Below are 17,221 nucleotides of genomic sequence, written 5' to 3'. Positions count from 1 at the left end.
TCCGCCTGACGTTTCGGTTCTGCGGGCCGCGTCCGCGGTGCTCCGCGAAGGGCCGGATGGGTTGCAGTGCAGTGGGTGCGGCGCCCGTGCCGCCGGCGGCTGCCGAGCCGGGAACGGCGGCAGCGGTGCGCGTCAGTTGAACAGGCGCAGGTCGGTGATGGTGCCGCTGGCGACGAGCGCGACGTAGGCGTCGGTCAGCACCAGGGTCCCCAGCGTGATCCAGGCGAACTGCATGTGCCGGGTGTTCAGCCGGGAGATCGCCGTCCATGCGCCGTAGCGCACCGGGTGCCGGGAGAAGCTGTTCAGGCGTCCGCCCATGACGTGGCGGCAGGAGTGGCAGCTCAGCGTGTAGCACCAGAGCAGGACGACGTTGGCGATCAGGACGAGGTTGCCGATCCCGAGCCCGAAGCCGCCGTTTGAGCCGTGGAACAGCGCGGCGCCGGCGTCATAGGTGTTCAGCAGGGAGATGAGGACGGCGACGTAGAAGAAATAGCGGTGCAGGTTCTGGCCGATCAGCGGGAACCGCGCCTCGCCGGTGTAGCGGCCGTGCGGTTCGCGGACCGCGCACGCGGTCGGCGACTGCCAGAATGACCGGTAATAGGCTTTCCGGTAGTAATAGCAGGTGAAGCGGAACAGTAGCAGGAACGGCAGGCTGATCACGGCGAACGGGAGGAACCAGGGGAACTCCCACGGCAGTCGGCCGAACACCGCTGAGCCCTCCACGCACTGCGCCGCGAGGCAGGGGGAATAGAACGGCGTCAGATAGTGGTATTCGGCGACCCAGTAATGGTCCTGCTGCAGGGCGCGGACCAGGCCGTAGACCAGGAACGCCGAGAGGCCGAGCACCGTCCACACCGGTGCCGACCACCACCGGTCGGTGCGCAGCGTGCGCGCCGCGATGCGGGCGCGGCTGCGGTCCGGCGCCTCGGGGCCGGGGCGCGGGGGAAGGGTCGATGTCATGAACGCGCAACTCCCTTATGCGTTGGTGGAGCCACGCTAGGACGGCGCGATCACGAATTCAGCAAGAAATCACGTCGGCGCGGGTGTGAAAAGTCCCACGATTATCCATCGACCGGGCCAATATATTCCCTTTGCTGTTCCCTGCGAAAATTATTCCCTTAGTGGTTCTGATTCGCATTGTTCCGGCAATGTCTGAAGTGGTGCCGGGGCGGCTGTGTGCCCGCGGGGGAGAGAGGGGTTTCCGTGGGTTCGCTTAATGGGCCGCAAGGAAAGTCCACCCTTCATCGATGGAATCTATCGAATTTTGCGGGCGGAGGGCGTACACCGCGCCCGGACGGGCGCTGGGGCGGGCGCCTGCCGGGCGCCGCCGGTGCGGGGTGGAGCCGTTCAGGGCATCGACGACGCGATCACTTCGAGGTCCTCGCCGAGATCGGCGGGCGCCAGGTGGGTGAGGTAGGTCGTCAGGTGCCGCCGGAACGCCTTGGCGCTGTTGGAGGGGTCGACGTCCTTGCGGTGCGCCAGGGCGATCGTGCGCAGCAGCCGCGGCCGCCCCAGCGGGGTGCCGCGCAGCCCGGGGCGGTTCTTCAGCACCATGCTCGGCACCACTGCCAGGCCCAGGCCGGCTTCCACGAACCGGAGGACGGCGTCCATCTCGCCGCCCTCCACGGCCAGCCGCGGCTCGAAGCCGGCCGCCCGGCAGGCGCTGATCGTCGCCTCGCGCAGGTCGTAGCCGCGGCGGAACATCACCAGCGGGCGGTCCCGCAGGTCGGCGACGCGCAGCGAGGCGCCCGTTGACGGCGGCGGCCGGTCGGCGGCGCTGACCACCACCAGGTTCTCCCGCAGGATCGGCGTGGTGACGAACGCGGGGTCGCTGCTCTGCAGCGGCAGGATGATCACCGCCAGGTCCAGCTCGCCCTTGCCGAGCGCCCGGATCAGGTCGCGCGAGCCGCTCTCCTCCACCCGCAGCTCGATGCCGGGGAAGCGGGCGTGGAAGCCGGCCAGCGCCTCGGCCACCAGTCCGCCGCACAGCGACGGTGTCGCGCCCAGCCTGACCCGCCCCTTGCGCATGCCGGCGAGCTCGGCCACCTCGCGGCGGGCCGTTTCGGCGTCGGCCACCATGCGCTGGGCGAGCGGCAGCAGCGCCTCGCCGGCCGGGGTGAGTGTGATATTTCCCCGGGCGCGGCTGAACAGCGGCGCGCCGAGGTCCTCTTCGAGGATCCGGACCTGTTTGCTCAGACTGGGCTGCGCCACCTGGCACAGCTCGGCTGCCCGGGTGAAATGGCGCGTCTCGGCGACCGCCAGGAAGTACGCGAGCTGCTGGAACTGCATGCTCCATAGCTTACGGCTATGGACACCAGCGCCGCGATGACTTAGACGCCATCCTTTATCTCGCCTTAAAGTGACAGGTCGTGGCGAACAGTACCCTGACCAAGCAGCGCTCGGAGGCGCGTGGCTCGACGGTGGCCCTGAAGTCCGCGATGGCGGTCACCGGTGCGATCCTCGTGCTCTTCCTCATTGCGCACATGTACGGCAACCTCAACGTCTTCGCCGGTCAGCAGACGTTCGACGAGTACTCGCACCACCTGCGTGAACTCGGCGAGCCGATGCTCCCGCACGAGGGCGCCCTGTGGATCATCCGCGTGGTGCTCCTGGCATCGATCCTGATCCACATCTACTCCGCGACAGCGCTCACCATCCGGGCCCGCAAGGCGCGCCCGGTGCGCTACGAGAAGCACAAGTCGGTGCAGCAGACCTACGCCTCGCGCACCATGCGCTGGGGCGGCGTGATCATCGCGCTCTACGTGGTGTTCCACATCCTGCACCTCACGACCAACACCATCGCCCCGGGCGGCAAGTCGGACAGCCCCTACGAGCGGCTCGTCCAGGGCTTCCAGCCCGAGTACTGGTACGTGACCCTCTTCTACGTGGTCGCGGTGATCCTCGTCGGCCTGCACATGCGGCACGGCATCTGGAGCGCCTGCGCGACGCTCGGCCTCAACCGCGAAGGCCGCCGGCGGGCCATCAACATCACTGCGATCGCCGTCGCGGCCGTCATCACGGTGGGCTTCCTGCTGCCGCCGTTCTCCGTTTTCTTCGGGCTGGTGGGATAAATGACCGACCTCTACACCGAGGGCGCGCCGATCGCCGACGAGAAGGCGCCCGACGGCCCCATCAACGAGAAGTGGGACAAGCGCCGCTTCTCCGCCAAGCTGGTGAACCCGGCGAACCGCCGCAAGCTGAACGTGATCATCGTCGGTACCGGGCTGGCCGGAGCCTCGGCTGCCGCGACGATGGGCGAGGCCGGCTACCGGGTGAAGTCCTTCTGCTACCAGGACAGCCCGCGCCGCGCGCACAGCATCGCCGCGCAGGGCGGCATCAACGCCGCCAAGAACTACCGCAACGACGGCGACAGCATCTACCGGCTGTTCTACGACACCGTCAAGGGCGGCGACTACCGCTCCCGCGAGTCCAACGTCTACCGGCTCGCCCAGACCAGCGTCGAGATCATCGACCAGTGCGTCGCGCAGGGCGTCCCCTTCGCCCGCGAGTACGGCGGCCTGCTCGACAACCGCTCCTTCGGCGGCGTGCAGGTGTCGCGCACCTTCTACGCCCGCGGCCAGACCGGCCAGCAGCTCCTCATCGGCGCCTACCAGGCGCTGGAGCGGCAGATCGCGGCCGGCACCGTCGAGATGAACACCCGGCACGAGATGCTCGAGGTGATCGTCAAGGACAACCGCGCCCGCGGCATCATCGCCCGCGACATGGTGACCGGCGAGATCGAGACCCACTTCGCCGACGCCGTCGTGCTCGCCACCGGCGGCTACGGCAACGTGTTCTTCCTCTCCACCAACGCGATGGGCTGCAACGTCACCGCGTCCTGGCGCGCGCACCGCAAGGGTGCGCACTTCGCCAACCCCTGCTACACGCAGATCCACCCGACCTGCATCCCGGTCAGCGGCGACTACCAGTCCAAGCTGACCCTGATGAGCGAGTCGCTGCGCAACGACGGCCGCATCTGGGTGCCCAAGGAGGGCGGCGACGCCCGCGACCCGCGGGAGATCCCCGAGGACGAGCGCGACTACTACCTGGAGCGCATCTACCCCTCCTTCGGCAACCTCGTGCCGCGCGACATCGCCTCGCGCGCCGCGAAGAACGTCTGCGACGAGGGCCGCGGCGTCGGCCCCGGCGGCCTGGGCGTCTACCTGGACTTCGCCGACGCCATCAAGCGGCTGGGCCGCCCGGCGGTCGAGGCCAAGTACGGCAACCTGTTCGACATGTACCAGCGCATCACCGGCGAGAACCCCTACGAGGTTCCGATGCGCATCTACCCGGCCGTGCACTACACGATGGGCGGCCTGTGGGTCGACTACGACCTGCAGTCGAGCATCCCCGGCCTGTTCGTGACCGGTGAGGCCAACTTCTCCGACCACGGCGCCAACCGCCTGGGCGCGAGCGCGCTGATGCAGGGCCTGGCCGACGGCTACTTCGTGCTGCCCAACACCATCAACGACTACCTCGCCGGGGGCCCGTTCGAGGAGCTCACCGAGGAGACGCCGGAGGCCCGGGAGGCCGCCGACGCCGTCCGGTCCCGCATCGAGACACTGCTGTCCATCGACGGCGAGCGCACCGTCGACTCCATCCACAAGGAACTCGGCCACATCATGTGGGAGTACTGCGGGATGGAGCGCAACGAAGAGGGCCTGCGGAAGGCGATCGACAAGATCCGCGAGCTCAAGCAGGAGTTCTGGACGAACGTCAAGGTCCTCGGCAGCAACGACGAGCTCAACCAGGCGCTGGAGAAGGCCGGCCGGGTGGCCGACTTCCTGGAGCTCGGCGAGCTCATGTGCATCGACGCGCTGCACCGGCGCGAGTCCTGCGGCGGGCATTTCCGCAGCGAGAGCCAGACGGAGGACGGCGAGGCGCTCCGCCACGACGACGAGTTCGCCTACGTCGCCGCCTGGGAGTTCGCCGGGGACGGCACGCCGCCGGTCCTGCACAAGGAAGCGCTGGAGTACGAGTACGTCGAGATGAAGCAGCGGAGCTACAAGTGAACATCACCCTGCGCGTGTGGCGCCAGAAGGGCAAGGACGACGCGGGCCGGATGGCCACCTACAAGGTGGAAGACGTCAGCCCCGAGATGTCCTTCCTGGAGATGCTCGACGTCCTCAACGAGAAGCTCACGCTCGCCGGCGAGGACCCGGTCGCCTTCGACCACGACTGCCGCGAAGGCATCTGCGGCGCCTGCGGCGTCGTGATCAACGGCGTCGCCCACGGCCCCGAGAACACCACGACGTGCCAGCTGCACATGCGCAGCTTCAACGACGGCGACGAGATCACCATCGAGCCGTGGCGCGCCGGCGCGTTCCCGGTCGTCCGCGACCTCGTGGTCGATCGCGGCGCGTTCGACCGCATCATCCAGGCCGGCGGCTACATCAGCGCGCCCACCGGCACCGCGCCGGACGCGCACGCCGCCCCGGTGCCGAAGGCCGACGCCGACCGCGCGTTCGACGCCGCCACCTGCATCGGGTGCGGCGCCTGCGTCGCGGCCTGCCCGAACGCCTCCGGCATGCTCTTTACCGCGGCCAAGGTGACCCACCTGGGGAGCCTGCCGCAGGGGCAGCCGGAGCGCGAGGCCCGCGTGATCAACATGATCAACCAGCACGACGAAGAGGGCTTCGGCGGCTGCACCAACATCGGCGAGTGCGCCGCGGTCTGCCCCAAGGGCATCCCGCTGGACACCATCTCGGAGATGAACCGCGACCTGCTGGGCGCACTGGCGAGCAGCAAGCCGGAGTAGTCCCCTGAGGAGCGGCAGCCGCGCAGCGGACCGCCGCCTCCGATGGCACCGCAGCGAGGGCCGCCCCCACCGGGGGCGGCCCTCGCCGTGTTCCCTGCCGGTGCTGCGCTCCGGCGGCGGGCAGCGCTCAGATGCCGGTGGGGCGGACCATGGTCCACAGCTCCGGCCGGTCGCCGTCGCCGCCGGAGATGTGTGCCTTGGTGGCGAAGCCGCGCTGGGCGTAGAAGCCGGTGCGCTCCTCCACGAACGTCTCCAGCGCGATCGGCTCCCCGGCGGAGTCGGCGCGGGACAGCCCGGCGTGCAGCAGCGCCGCACCGATCCCGCGGCCCTGGGCGACCGGGTCGACCGCGAGGTATTCGAGGCGGCGGTGCGGTTCGGACGGAGCGTGGGCGCCGATTTCGGCCAGCAGCAGCGGCATGCGTCCGAACGTCGCCGGCCCGAGCAGCTCCAGCAGGTGCGGCAGCGACCGCAGCAGCGCGGGCCCGGACGGTGCCTGCGTCTGGGGCGGCGTCCACACGGCGACGCCGCGGACGACCGGACCCGGCTCCGCGGAGACGGCGACCTCGGCCGTGCCCGCCGGGATGTACCAGTGGCCCATCTGGATTGCGGCGAAGCGGGCGCTGCGCGCGATCCGGGTCTCCGGGTCGGGGAACATCCAGACCCAGAGCGGGTCGTCGCGGAAGGCGCGGCTCAGCACGCGGGCGATGCCGGGCACGTCATCGGAGGTGGCGGTGCGGATGGTGAACGCGGAGGTCTCGGCCATGCTCGCCCTCTGGAGTGTCGACTGGGTTCTCGGCGTCATACGCCGCCCCAGCATAGGAAAGGGACGGCTGCTGCCCCCGGGCGCCGCGTCGGCTGGCCGGAAACGGCCGCGGCCGGGCGGCCTGCGGCAGCGTCCAGGGCGTGTTGGGTGGCGTTGCCGCGAGCGGTGCCGGCAGTGCACCCGTCGCACGGCCGACGGCGGAGTCAGGGCGGGTGTTCCCTGTCGAGGAGAGGAGAACTCCGCGAGGAGCGTGCCGGGGTGGTGCGCAGCAGGGCAGTTGCCCACCCAGCACGCCCTAAGCTGGTCAGCGTGAACGTGCAGCACCCCGACGCCGCGCCCCGCCAGTCAGCGCCGCCTCCGGCGGTTCCGGCAGCCGATGCGGTGAGCGCGGCAGAGCCCGGAGCGGACGGGGTCGGCGTCGGACCGTGGGAGGGCGCATGGCCCGCCGACGAGCGGTACGACCCCGAGCTGCTCGCCGCCGGCGACCGCCGCAACGTCGAGGACCGCTACCGGTACTGGCGGCACGAGGCGATCGTGGCAGACCTCGACCTGCACCGGCACTCCTTCCACGTGGCGGTGGAAAACTGGGAGCACGACTTCAACATCGGCTCCGTGGTGCGCACCGCCAACGCCTTCAACGCCCGCGCCGTGCACATCGTGGGGCGGCGCCGCTGGAACCGCCGGGGCGCGATGGTGACCGACCGCTACCAGCACGTCCTGCACCACCCGGGCACCCGGGAACTCGTCGACTGGGCGGGCGAGCGCGGGCTGCCGCTGATCGGGATCGACAACCTGCCGGGCGCCGTGCCGCTGGAGACGTGGCCGCTCCCGCGGGAGTGCGTGCTCGTCTTCGGCCAGGAGGGCCCAGGGCTCTCCGAGGAGGTCCGCGCGGTCTGCACCGCGGTCCTGTCGATCGCGCAGTTCGGCTCGACCCGCTCCATCAACGCGGGCGCGGCGGCCGCGGTCGCCATGCACGCCTGGGTCCGGGCCCACGTCTTCGACCAGCATGTATCCGGCCAGAGGACGTCCGCGGAGGGCGAGGCGACGGCGCCGTAGCGGTGCCCGCCGCCCCCGGCAACCGCTGCGCACCGTGCGGGCCCGGGGCGTCCAGTGCCGATAGCTCCCGTGCATCACCCCTGTTCGGCGGGGCTGCCGGCTGATCGTGCGGGGGCGCTGTCCCGGCGAATCCGGAACCGGGCGATGCGGGTGGACGCGGCCGCCGCGAGGTACTCCTCCCGGCTGGGGGTGCGCCCGCGCGGCAGCCCGAGCAGCATGCGGCGGGGCGAGGAGGCGGGGAAGCCTTCCGCCAGCTCCGCCAGCAGGCCGGCGACGTCCTCGGGATCCTCCACGGCCTCGCCGACGGCTTCGAACTCCCGCCCGCCGAGTACCAGCCGGACCGGGTGGCCGCCGCGCAGGTTGGAGACCCAGCCGCGCCGCGCGCCGAAGGCCCACACCTCGCCGGGCTCGCGCCGGTACCCGAGGACGGGGATCTCGTAGCCGCGGCCGGAGCGCCGCCCGGAGTAGCGGACCAGCATCAGCCCGCTGGGCAGCAGCCCGGAGCGGCTCCGGAGTACCGGCCGCACCACCCGGTTCACCGACCGCCAGAACCCTGCCCCGCGCGGTCCTGCTGCATCCGCCATGCGCCCCGCCTCTCTCGTGGACCGCCACACTCCCACGCCGTGCATGCGTGGGCACCGCCGCCGCGGGGCGCGGGCCGCACTCGGTGGACGACCGGAGCCGGCCGTGGCGGTTTGAGGGACCGCGCTGAGTTCGGCGGAGCCACCGCGGCGGCAGCGGAGGGGCGGCGCTCCTGCGCCGCGCCGAACGCCGGGAGAGCCGGCTGGCTACCGGCCGAGGGTGACGTCGCCGTGGACGGTGCCCGCCTGGAAGGCCGTGCCGGTGACCTTGCCGTTGATGGTGTTGGTGACGGTGGTCTGCGAGGCGGTGAGGTGCGGGCGGAGCTCCTCGACCAGGCGGGCGATCTCCGGATCGGCCTCGACCGCTGCGGTGACGTGTCCGGCCAGAACCTGGACCTCCGCCGCGTCGGCGCCCTGCGATGCGAGCGCGTCATCCAGTGCCTCGTCCCCTTCGGCGTCCTTCCTCGCGGTGAAGCGCGCTCGGAGGGCGCGGCGCAGCGCCTTCGCCCCGTCCCGGACGCTCTCGGTGGCCGACTCGGTGAGTTTGCCGGCGACGGCGCCGGCGATGGCCAGCGTGAACTCGTCCACGGGGTTCCTTTCAGGGAAGGCGTGTCCGGAGGCTCTCCACAGCTGGACTTCCCGCGCGCCGCAGCGGTACACCGGGCTGCCCCGGGCGGCCTCGGGGTGCTCCTGGCTGCCGCGGCAGCAACCCGCGCCGACCTGCACGGCAACCCTGCGTGTTCCATGGCGCCGTCCGCATGCGGCCACCGGCGAGCCCGGACCGGGGTACTCCGTGCACGCTGCGTAGGATCGGCGCACACCCCCCGATGCGCGAGGAGGCTCCCCTAGCCGTGGCCCCGCACGACGAGCACCGCAGGACCGCCAACACGATCGGCGACGTGGGCGACGGCGGTGTCGCCGTCCAGCTGGACCATGCCAGGGACGTGTACCTCAACTCCGGCACCGCCCCGCTGCCGGAGCCGGTGTGGGACATCCGCACCGACTTCTTCGGCGATTTCGTCAACCACCAGGGCGCGCAGGAGCGGCTGCTCGGCCAGGTGCGCGACCGGGTTCTCGCCGGTCGGCCCGCGGTCACCTATCTGTACGGATCGGCGGGAGCCGGCAAGACCACCCTCGCGCTGGAGGTGTCGCTGACGGCGCGCCGGCTCATCGCCGAGGCGGCCGGGACTCCGCCGTTCGGGCTGTACGTCGACCTCGACGCCTCGCGCGCCCAGTCCGGTTCCGGCGCGATCGGCGGCGCAGCCGACGGGACCGGCGGTGCAGACCCGGCTGCCGCCCCGGGCGTGGTGGAGGAGCAGGTCCACCTTGCCGACGCCCTCGGCGAGTTCCTCCGGCGGCTGCACCTGCCGGCGGAGCGGATCCCCGAAGGCCTGCAGGCGCGGCGGAGCAAGTTCCACGAGATCACCTCGCGCCATGCCACCGTCATCATCGTCGACGGAGTGGTCAGCGGCGCCGAGGTCGCCGCATTCGAGCCCGGCCCGGGCAGCCTGCTCATCGCCACGGGCCGCTCCTTCGTCACCTCCGGCCCTACTGCGCCGCACAAGGACCTGGCGGACCGGCAGGTCCCGGTCATCCGGCTTCCCGGACTGGGGGAAGAGCACGCACTGGAGCTCCTGCGCGGGTTCGACGCCGGCGGCGGGCCGCTGGCCGCGCTGATCGACGCCCCCGAAGTCCAGGAGAAGGTGCGACTGCTCATCCAGCGCTGCGGCGGTCTGCCGCAACTGCTGCGCATCGTCGGCGCCTTCCTCGCCGGAATCGGCGACGGGGCGGAGGTCGCCGCAGTGGCCGAGCGGTTGAGCGCCGCCGAGCGCATCGACACCGAACTCGCCCTGATGGGAGGTGCGCCCGAGGCCGGCCCCAGCGTCGAAGACCTCATCGCCCTCGGTGTCCGGCACCTTTCGGAGGAGGCGGCAGAGCTCTACGTGGCGCTGGGGGAGAGCCCGGGGACGGAGATCCCGGTCGGGCTCGCGGCGGCGCTGCTGGGGTCTGCGGCTGCGGCCCGCCGCGCCCTCGCCGAACTCGTTGGCCGCTGCCTCGTCGCGCGCGACGGGGGCGGCCACCGCTGGGAGCCCGTGATGCGCGCCGATGCGCGCACCCGGTCGGCCGCACGGCCCGACGCGGAACGGATCCGCGACCGCGCTCGCGTGCTCGACTTCTATGCGGCGGCGTTCGCCCACGCGGACCGCTCCGTCGCCGGCCGGCGCGGCCGCGTCACCGCCGACCGCGGGGACACTGCTGCGGACCGCATATCCGGCGGCTACGCCGCGCCGTTCGGTGCGGCCGGAGCGAAGCGCGCGGACGCTGCTGCGGTCCGCGCCTGGGTCAGGGAGGCAGCGGGAGCCGCGCGGTTCCTCCTGCGTACGGCGCGTGATCTCGGGCGTACCGCTGACGCCCTGCTGATCGCGGAGTCGCTCTGGCCGTTCCTGCACGACCAGCGCCAGAACGGCCTCGCCGCCGAGGTGTACCGCTGCGCCGCCGAGGACGCGGCCTACCTCGGCGACCCGCAGGCCGAAGCCCGGATGCGCAACTACCGCGGCCGCGCGCTGCTCGACGCCGGCGACCCCGCGGCGGCCGAGGACGAGCTGGCAGCGGCGCTGGACTGCGCTGAGCGGTCGGGGGACGCGTTCACCCGTGCCGCAGTGCTGGAGACGCGTGCCCTGCTGCACCACCGGACGGGGCGCCGGAGCGAGGCAGTGCGGGACATCACCGAGACCCGGCAGGTCCACGACGGCCTGGGCAACGTGCGCGGTACGGTGCTCAGCCGCTACCAGCTGGGGCTCTTTCTCCTGGGCACTGACGCGGCGCACGCGGTGGCCGAACTGGAAGCCGCTGAACAGGCCGCTGCCGCCGAGCTGGAGCTCCACCCGGACAGCGGGGACTGGCGCTCGCTCTACCTCCGCGTCGCCGTCCGCCTCGGCGAGGCCCTGCTGGCTGCCGGCGGAGTTGACCGGGCCCTCGGCATCGGCGTGTATCTGGTCCGCGAGCTCGGTTCCGACGCGGCGCCGCTCCGCCGCGCCGACGCGCTCTCCCTCGTCGCCCGTGCCGCCCGCACTCTCGGTTCACCCGACGCCCAGACCTGGGGCGCCGAAGCCCTCCGCATCTACAGCGCCCATCACGTCTCCGCGCCCCACCTCCGCGATGACCTGGGGTTCTGAGCGCGTCACCCCATCACCCGGAGGGAGAGCACCGTGCCGTCCGGGTGCACCGAGACCAGCCCGGCCTCACCGCCGGCCCAGAAGACCCCGGCCTGCGGCGGCGCCCACGCGTACAGCGCCTCGCGGAACGCCGGCACTTCGGGCCCGGCGGGACCATTTCGACCGGGCCCGAGGGTTGCGAACACCGGCTCGGCTACACCAGAGAACGCCTCGACGCGTCTCCCAGCCAGGCGGAACACAGTGTCGGTTCCGCGGTAGGTCACCCCGTCCACAACCCGGTCTGTGTCCTGGGTGCTGCCCATAGCCGCGTGCAGACTCGCCGCGAAGTACTTCCGTCCCTGGCGCTCGGTCAGGTAGCGGGACGCCAGCGGGCCATCCCCTGCGAAAGCGGACACCGCAGCGGCTTGCGTGTAGGCCACAGCCTTCTGCAGCCACGAATAGTCTTCCGGCGGGATATGGAATCCATGGATGCTTTCCGGTTCTTCTGCTGCCGTGAAGCTCTGCGGACGGACTTCCGGAGGGAAGTTGACTTCTGCGGGCGGTGAGGAGAGGTCGGGGGGAGCGGTTGCGGAGATCCACCCCGACTCGCCGGGCGCTTCAAGCGCGTTGGTGGTGAGCGGGCCCTTGCGCGGACGCAGGCTGGTGCTGCAGATGAGCGCTGGTGTTGGTCCCCACGGGCCGATATGGACGGTCTCCGCGTGGACCGATGCGGTCGCGAGCTGCTTGGCTGCTTCAGATCGCGGAGAATGGTTGCCGAGCAGTACCACCGGATAGATCCGCGAACGCTCGCCCGGTTGCCATGCCTCGGCAAAGAACTGGGGGCGGTAGGCGCGGGGCCTGTGGCCTTTCCGCGATGTCAGCGACTTCCAGCCCGCAAGGAGCACAGAATCGGCGGGCACGATCGTGACGGAACACCTGGGATGTCGTTTCTCCAGGACATGGCGCACCAGTGTCACCCCGAACGCTTTTCCCAGCTCTCGTGCTTGGGTCCCCAGGTGCTCCTGCTGCGGACTGCGGCCCTCTTCCGACAGCCCGAGGAAACCGCGCTCGTTCCCGGTCAGGGCGGGAATGTACTTCAAGCAGGCCCAGTGTTCGGCCATGCCCCGGGCCGCACCGCGGCGGTCGAGTGCAATGGCCTTTCCGAGGAAGTGGAGGACGTCCCACGGGGCAAAGGGGGCCGGCTGAGGAGGAGCGCGCGCACTCGGGAACAGGAACGAGCCGGGGTGGCCTTCGCAGAGCGATTCTTCCTTCGGCTCGTCGTTTCTCATCTTCGCGTGTCGCGGCCAGCTCCGTACTTGCTGCGAGCTCTTGACCGGACGAGAAGGAGAAATTTCGTTGACCGGCGATCCTCTGGAAGAAATCTGCGGGCGACGGCGTCGGCATCGAATCCACCTCGTCTCGTGCGGGGAGTCGGCACAGTGAGCATGGAAGAGGAACGCGTACACCGGAAGGCGCGAATGCGCCGAAAAGGCGATGAGGCGGGTGCAATACAGGGGCCTGTGGCGGCAGGGAGCTGAGTGTGACCGGCCCGAAACGCGGCGCGGGAGCGGGGCGCGGTGAAGGACCGGGGTTAGCAGTTGCGACGACTCGGCCGGAGGCGGGCCGGGCGACAGGTTAGGGGCAGTCGCGCCGCCACGTTCTTGCGGTGGCCGGTTGAGGCCGGTGTGCGGAGTCCGCGGTGGGGGACGGAGCTGCGGTGCCGTTCCGGACCCCAGAGTCGGTGTGCCCCTGAGAATCCCTCAATCATGCGGGGGGGGGTGCTCCCAAAAGCAGGTCCCCGGTGGGGAGGCGGAGGACGGCGCCCTTGGCGCGCCAGGTGGCGAGGTCGGGGTCGCGGGGGTGCCAGGCGGCGGTGGCGGCGGCGATGGAGGTCGGGGCGGCCGGCGTGTCGGCGCGGAGGCGGAGTTGCGCGGAGCCGGCGGGGGCGATGAGGAAGTCGCGGGGGGACAGGACGGCGATGGCGGCGGATGCCAGAGGGTGGCGGTCCAGGGTTTCGCGGGCCCAGGCCGCGGCCTCGGGCTCGGGGATCGGGCGGGGGCGGAGGAGGACCGCCGCTGAGTCGCGCCGGGCCGGGGCGGTGTCTTCGGTGCTCACCACCAGCGGCCCGCGGCGCGCCGAGGACACCGCGGCGGGATAGAGCTCGGGGCGCAGGACCGGGGCGCCGCGGTCGCCGCCCTCCAGCGGAGCCGCGACCCGCCACGCGGTGGCTTCACCCGAGAACTGCGTCGGGTCGGGCAGCGGCCGCACCCCGGCCGGCCGCTCCGGCGGCGCGAGTTCCAGCAGCCGGTAGCAGAGGGCGCGGAGCCGCTCCGCGGCTCGCTCGGGGTGCGCGATGAGCAGGGGGCGGGTATCCGGCGGCGGCGCCTCAAGAGCGGCTTCGATGGCGCGGCGGACGTCGCCGCGCGGGTCGAGTCCGGGGACCCGCCGCGCGAAGGCGTGCAGCGGCGACGCGGGGTCGAGTTCGTCCCGCCCGAACGCGGCCAGCAGCACCGGCCGGCCGAGGGACGCCGCATAGTAGGTCGTCGAGCCGTGGTCGCCCACCACCGCATCGGCCGCGATCAGCGCGCCCTGCCAGCCCTGGAACGGATCGACCAGGGCCAGGCCGGCGGCCAGTTCGTCGCTGAGGATCCGCTGCAGCCCGTGCGGGTCGTGCCGCGCCCACACGTTGGGGTGGGCGACGAGCGCGATCCGGTAGCGGTCTGATGGCAGCTGCGCGAGCAGGCGGCGGAGTGCGTCCCGCCCCGAACCCAGCAGGGAATCCCGGTTCCAGGTGGACGACACCACCACCAGCCGTTGACCCGGGCCGGCGCCGAGGGCGGCGCGGAACCGGTCGCGGCGGCCTTCGTTGAGGGCCAGCCGGTCGAACGTCACGTCGCCCACGGCTTCGGCGTCCACGCGGCGCAGCGCGGGGTGGGCGTGCAGGCGCCCGATCTGCTCGGGGTGCGAGACGGCGAGCGCCGTCGGCAGGGGCTGCCCGGCGTGCAGCAGCTGCTCCGGTGCCAGCCCGGACGCGGTGGACAGGTCACCGGGCAGCGCGTCGACCAGCCGGTTGTGGCCGGCGCCGTGCGGCATCAGCAGCAGGGGAGGCCCGCCTTCGCCCGGCCGCAGCGCGTGCAGGCCGTCTTTGGCCGACGCGGCCAGGGCCAGTCCGAACCGCTCCCGCTCGGTGACGGCCCGGTCGAACGGCAGGACCTCCCCGACGCCTGCTGCCTGCAGCATCGGAGCGATCCCCGGCTCGGAGACCGAACCGGGGCTGACCGCGAACGTGAGCCTGACCCGGTCGTCGCCGTCGAACACGTGCACGGCGTCGAGCAGGCGGCTGGCGGCGGGCACGCTGCGGACCACGACGAGGACCTCCCGCTCTGGGGGCGGCAGGGTGCCCCAGGGGTCGGGCTCCGGTCCGGGAGGCGGGGGTGCGGGAGTCACGCGGCGGGCGTCAGGAGGAGGAGTCCTCCGCGCGCCGCGCCGGCTCCTCCCCCGAAGCCGGGTCCGGGTCCGCCGGCTCGGCGGGGTCGGCCTGCGTGGCGCCCGCTGCCCGGCCGCGGCCCATCCGGAACGGCCGCGAGAGCTCGCGCCAGCCGATCATCGCTCCGCCGAGGAACACCGCCGTGACCAGGGCGAAGGAGAGCGGGGCGCTGTCCGGCGTGAACAGCGCGCGCAGCGCCAGGCCGCCGGCCGCGGTCACCGCCCAGATTCCGGTACCGGTCCACACGACGCTGAACGGTGAGCGCCAGGCGCGGAAGGCGACCCACCCGGCGGCGAGCGCAACCAGAAAGGGCCAGGCGGTACCCAGGGTCCCGGCGAGCGACGCGGCCTCTTCGTGCGACTGGCGGCCGATGGTGACGAACGCGGCGACGCTCAGCAGGTCGAGTACCGCGGCGACGGCGATGGGCAGGAAACGCATGCCTTCAGGGTATGCGGTGCAGAACCGGCCCCGCGGACGGGGCGGTCCGGGCACCGCGGCCCTCTGGCCAGCCGCATCGCGCCGGAGCCGGAGACTGCCGCGGTACAGGGGGCCTGACGGAGCGCGCGGTGCGTCTGCCGTCGGGTTGCTCCGTCTGTGCGGGCACCGCGAGGGTGTGGTGGGGCCCACCGGTCAGGAGTGCCTGCTCGGCAGCGGAGCTGCAGCCAGGGACGGAGGCGGAGCGCGCCCGGTCAGCGGCGGCTGCCGCCGCCCGGTGGGCAGCCGGACGGCGGCAGCAGCGGAGACGGTTCCTGGCGCGGAGTGCGCCGGGGCGCCGAACGCTCAGCGCACCTCGGCCGCGTCGAGGTCGGTGTCCCGGGTCTCCCGCGCGATGAGCAGAGCGACCAGGGTCACCACTGCAGCGGCGACCAGGTAGCCGCCGACCGCGGGCAGGCCGTACCGGCTCTCCAGCCACGTTGCGGCGTAGGGAGCGAGCGAGGCGCCCAGCAGGCCGCCGAGGTTGTAGGCCATGGAGGCCCCGCTGTAGCGGACCTGCGTGGGGAACAGCTCGGGGAGCAGCGCGCCCATCGGGCCGAAGGTCAGGCCCATCAGCGACAGGCCGACGATGAGGCAGAGCAGCACCAGCGGCGTCGAGCCGCTGTCCAGCATCGGGCCCATCACCACGCCGAACACGATGATCGCCGCGGTGACCCAGATGAGCGTGGGGCGCCGCCCGAACCGGTCCGCGACCAGTCCGGCGACCGGCGTGAACACGCCGAAGAAGACGACACCGACCAGCAGCATCAGCAGGAACGGCGTGTAGGAGTAGCCGAGGCCGCCCGGGCTGGTGCCGTACGACATCGAGAAGACGGTGGTCAGGTAGAAGAGCACGTAGGTGGCGACCATGATCAGCGTCCCCAGCACGACCGCGCCGCTGCTGGTGCGGAACACGTCGATCAGCGGTGCGCGCGAGATGCGGCCGGCGTCGCGGGCCTTGGTGAACGACGGCGTCTCGTGCAGCTTCAACCGCACCCACAGGCCGACCGCGATCATCACCGCCGACAGCAGGAACGGCACCCGCCAGCCCCACGAGAGGAAGGCGTCGTCGTCCAGGCCCAGCGTGAGCAGCAGGAAGACGCCGTTGGCGAGGAAGAACCCGATGGGCGCGCCCAGCTGCGGGAACGTGCCGTACAGCGCGCGCTTGCGCCGGGGCGCGTTCTCCGTTGCGAGCAGCGCGGCGCCGCCCCACTCGCCGCCCAGCCCCAGTCCCTGGCCGAACCGGCACAGCGCCAGCAGCAGCGGCGCTGCCACGCCGATCTGGGCGTAGCCGGGCAGCACGCCGATGAGGACCGTGGAGATGCCCATGGTGAGCAGCGACGCGACGAGCGTCGCCTTGCGGCCCACCCGGTCGCCGAAGTGGCCGAACAGCATCGAGCCGACCGGGCGCGCCACGAACGCGATCGCGAAGGTGGCGAACGACTGCAGCGTGGCCGCGGTGGCGTCGCCCTCGGGGAAGAAGAGGTAGGGGAAGACCAGCACCGCCGCCGTCGCGTACACGTAGAAGTCGTAGAACTCGATGCTCGTGCCGACGAGGCTGGCGACGACCACGCGCCCCCTGCTGTTCACGGGCGGCTCTTGCTGCGGGGGCGGAGGCGCAGCCGCGCGCCCGCGGTCCGCCGCCTCCGGTTGCGTGGTCACGGCCCTGAACCTCCCATTGCGTGGTCGTTACCCGCTGATCCTAGGCACGCGAACCGAACTATGAGACGTCCGTTCCCACATTGTGGACAGGGTGGGCGGGCGTGTGTGCGGTGGCCGTGCGGATGGGCCCGGGGTGTTCCGGCGGCCGCGGCCCCGGCAGCGGCGGGGGTTTCGGTCTGCCCGTCCGGCGCTGCGAGTGCCCGGGCGCGGGCGGCGGCAGTGGCCGACGCCACAGGGCGCGGGCGCGCTGCCGGGCGGGCCGCCGGAGGCGGCAGCCGCGGTGCG

The 17,221-nt window shown here is 72.1% G+C and carries 14 protein-coding genes; 5 read left to right on the top strand and 9 right to left on the bottom strand.

Features of this window, described 5'->3' with window-relative positions; translation table 11 throughout:
- Positions 1–132: 132 nt before the first annotated feature.
- On the bottom strand, positions 133–960 hold the full coding sequence (locus ACYVGT_RS09090) for a hypothetical protein (protein WP_460856023.1): 828 nt from the start codon (positions 958–960) through the stop codon (positions 133–135).
- A gap of 387 nt (positions 961–1,347) precedes the next feature.
- On the bottom strand, positions 1,348–2,289 hold the full coding sequence (locus tag ACYVGT_RS09085) for a LysR family transcriptional regulator (RefSeq protein ID WP_460856022.1): 942 nt from the start codon (positions 2,287–2,289) through the stop codon (positions 1,348–1,350).
- Between the two features lie 80 nt (positions 2,290–2,369).
- Here ACYVGT_RS09085 and ACYVGT_RS09080 point away from each other — a divergent pair, with 80 nt between their 5' ends.
- The 3 genes from ACYVGT_RS09080 to ACYVGT_RS09070 are packed head-to-tail and all read left to right on the top strand — an operon-like array spanning position 2,370 to position 5,758.
- On the top strand, positions 2,370–3,071 hold the full coding sequence (locus ACYVGT_RS09080; RefSeq protein WP_460856021.1) for a succinate dehydrogenase cytochrome b subunit: 702 nt from the start codon (positions 2,370–2,372) through the stop codon (positions 3,069–3,071).
- Positions 3,072–5,012 (top strand): fumarate reductase/succinate dehydrogenase flavoprotein subunit, encoded by a 1,941-nt coding sequence (locus ACYVGT_RS09075; protein WP_460856020.1) that lies wholly within the window; start codon positions 3,072–3,074, stop codon positions 5,010–5,012. It abuts the gene before it with no gap.
- Positions 5,009–5,758, top strand: a complete 750-nt coding sequence (locus ACYVGT_RS09070) for a succinate dehydrogenase/fumarate reductase iron-sulfur subunit (protein WP_460856019.1) — start codon at positions 5,009–5,011, stop codon at positions 5,756–5,758. The genes ACYVGT_RS09075 and ACYVGT_RS09070 overlap by 4 nt, the downstream gene beginning before the upstream one ends.
- A gap of 127 nt (positions 5,759–5,885) precedes the next feature.
- Here ACYVGT_RS09070 and ACYVGT_RS09065 read toward each other — a convergent pair whose 3' ends face one another.
- On the bottom strand, positions 5,886–6,521 hold the full coding sequence (locus tag ACYVGT_RS09065; protein ID WP_460856018.1) for a GNAT family N-acetyltransferase: 636 nt from the start codon (positions 6,519–6,521) through the stop codon (positions 5,886–5,888).
- A 381-nt stretch (positions 6,522–6,902) separates the two neighbouring features.
- Between ACYVGT_RS09065 and ACYVGT_RS09060 the strand changes: the two genes are divergently transcribed.
- Positions 6,903–7,577 carry a TrmH family RNA methyltransferase gene (locus ACYVGT_RS09060; protein WP_460856226.1) on the top strand — a complete coding sequence of 225 codons (675 nt, stop codon included), beginning with the start codon at positions 6,903–6,905 and terminating at the stop codon, positions 7,575–7,577.
- 74 nt (positions 7,578–7,651) lie between these two features.
- On the opposite strand, the gene ACYVGT_RS09055 is transcribed toward ACYVGT_RS09060, so the two are convergent.
- Together ACYVGT_RS09055 and ACYVGT_RS09050 are read right to left on the bottom strand one after the other, a co-directional pair.
- A complete protein-coding gene (locus tag ACYVGT_RS09055; RefSeq protein WP_460856017.1) occupies positions 7,652–8,161 on the bottom strand; it encodes a hypothetical protein in 510 nt (169 codons plus the stop codon).
- Positions 8,162–8,365: 204 nt separating this feature from the next.
- Positions 8,366–8,746: a hypothetical protein gene (locus ACYVGT_RS09050; RefSeq protein WP_460856016.1), complete on the bottom strand. Its 381-nt coding sequence runs from the start codon at positions 8,744–8,746 to the stop codon at positions 8,366–8,368.
- A gap of 263 nt (positions 8,747–9,009) precedes the next feature.
- Between ACYVGT_RS09050 and ACYVGT_RS09045 the strand changes: the two genes are divergently transcribed.
- A complete protein-coding gene (locus ACYVGT_RS09045) occupies positions 9,010–11,334 on the top strand; it encodes a hypothetical protein (protein ID WP_460856015.1) in 2,325 nt (774 codons plus the stop codon).
- A gap of 5 nt (positions 11,335–11,339) precedes the next feature.
- On the opposite strand, the gene ACYVGT_RS09040 is transcribed toward ACYVGT_RS09045, so the two are convergent.
- From ACYVGT_RS09040 to ACYVGT_RS09025, 4 genes are all read right to left on the bottom strand, one after another.
- On the bottom strand, positions 11,340–12,602 hold the full coding sequence (locus tag ACYVGT_RS09040; RefSeq protein ID WP_460856014.1) for a hypothetical protein: 1,263 nt from the start codon (positions 12,600–12,602) through the stop codon (positions 11,340–11,342).
- 475 nt (positions 12,603–13,077) lie between these two features.
- A complete protein-coding gene (locus tag ACYVGT_RS09035) occupies positions 13,078–14,760 on the bottom strand; it encodes a hypothetical protein (protein ID WP_460856013.1) in 1,683 nt (560 codons plus the stop codon).
- Between the two features lie 10 nt (positions 14,761–14,770).
- Positions 14,771–15,238 carry a DUF3054 domain-containing protein gene (locus ACYVGT_RS09030; RefSeq protein ID WP_460856012.1) on the bottom strand — a complete coding sequence of 156 codons (468 nt, stop codon included), beginning with the start codon at positions 15,236–15,238 and terminating at the stop codon, positions 14,771–14,773.
- A 342-nt stretch (positions 15,239–15,580) separates the two neighbouring features.
- Complete coding sequence (locus tag ACYVGT_RS09025) at positions 15,581–16,864, bottom strand: MFS transporter (protein WP_460856011.1); 1,284 nt, start codon at positions 16,862–16,864, stop codon at positions 15,581–15,583.
- Positions 16,865–17,221: the final 357 nt, after the last annotated feature.

The sequence above is a fragment of the Nocardiopsis coralliicola genome, from assembly GCF_054779695.1.
Note: the sequence above shows the minus strand (reverse complement) of the source record. Positions and strands in the feature narration are given on the sequence as shown.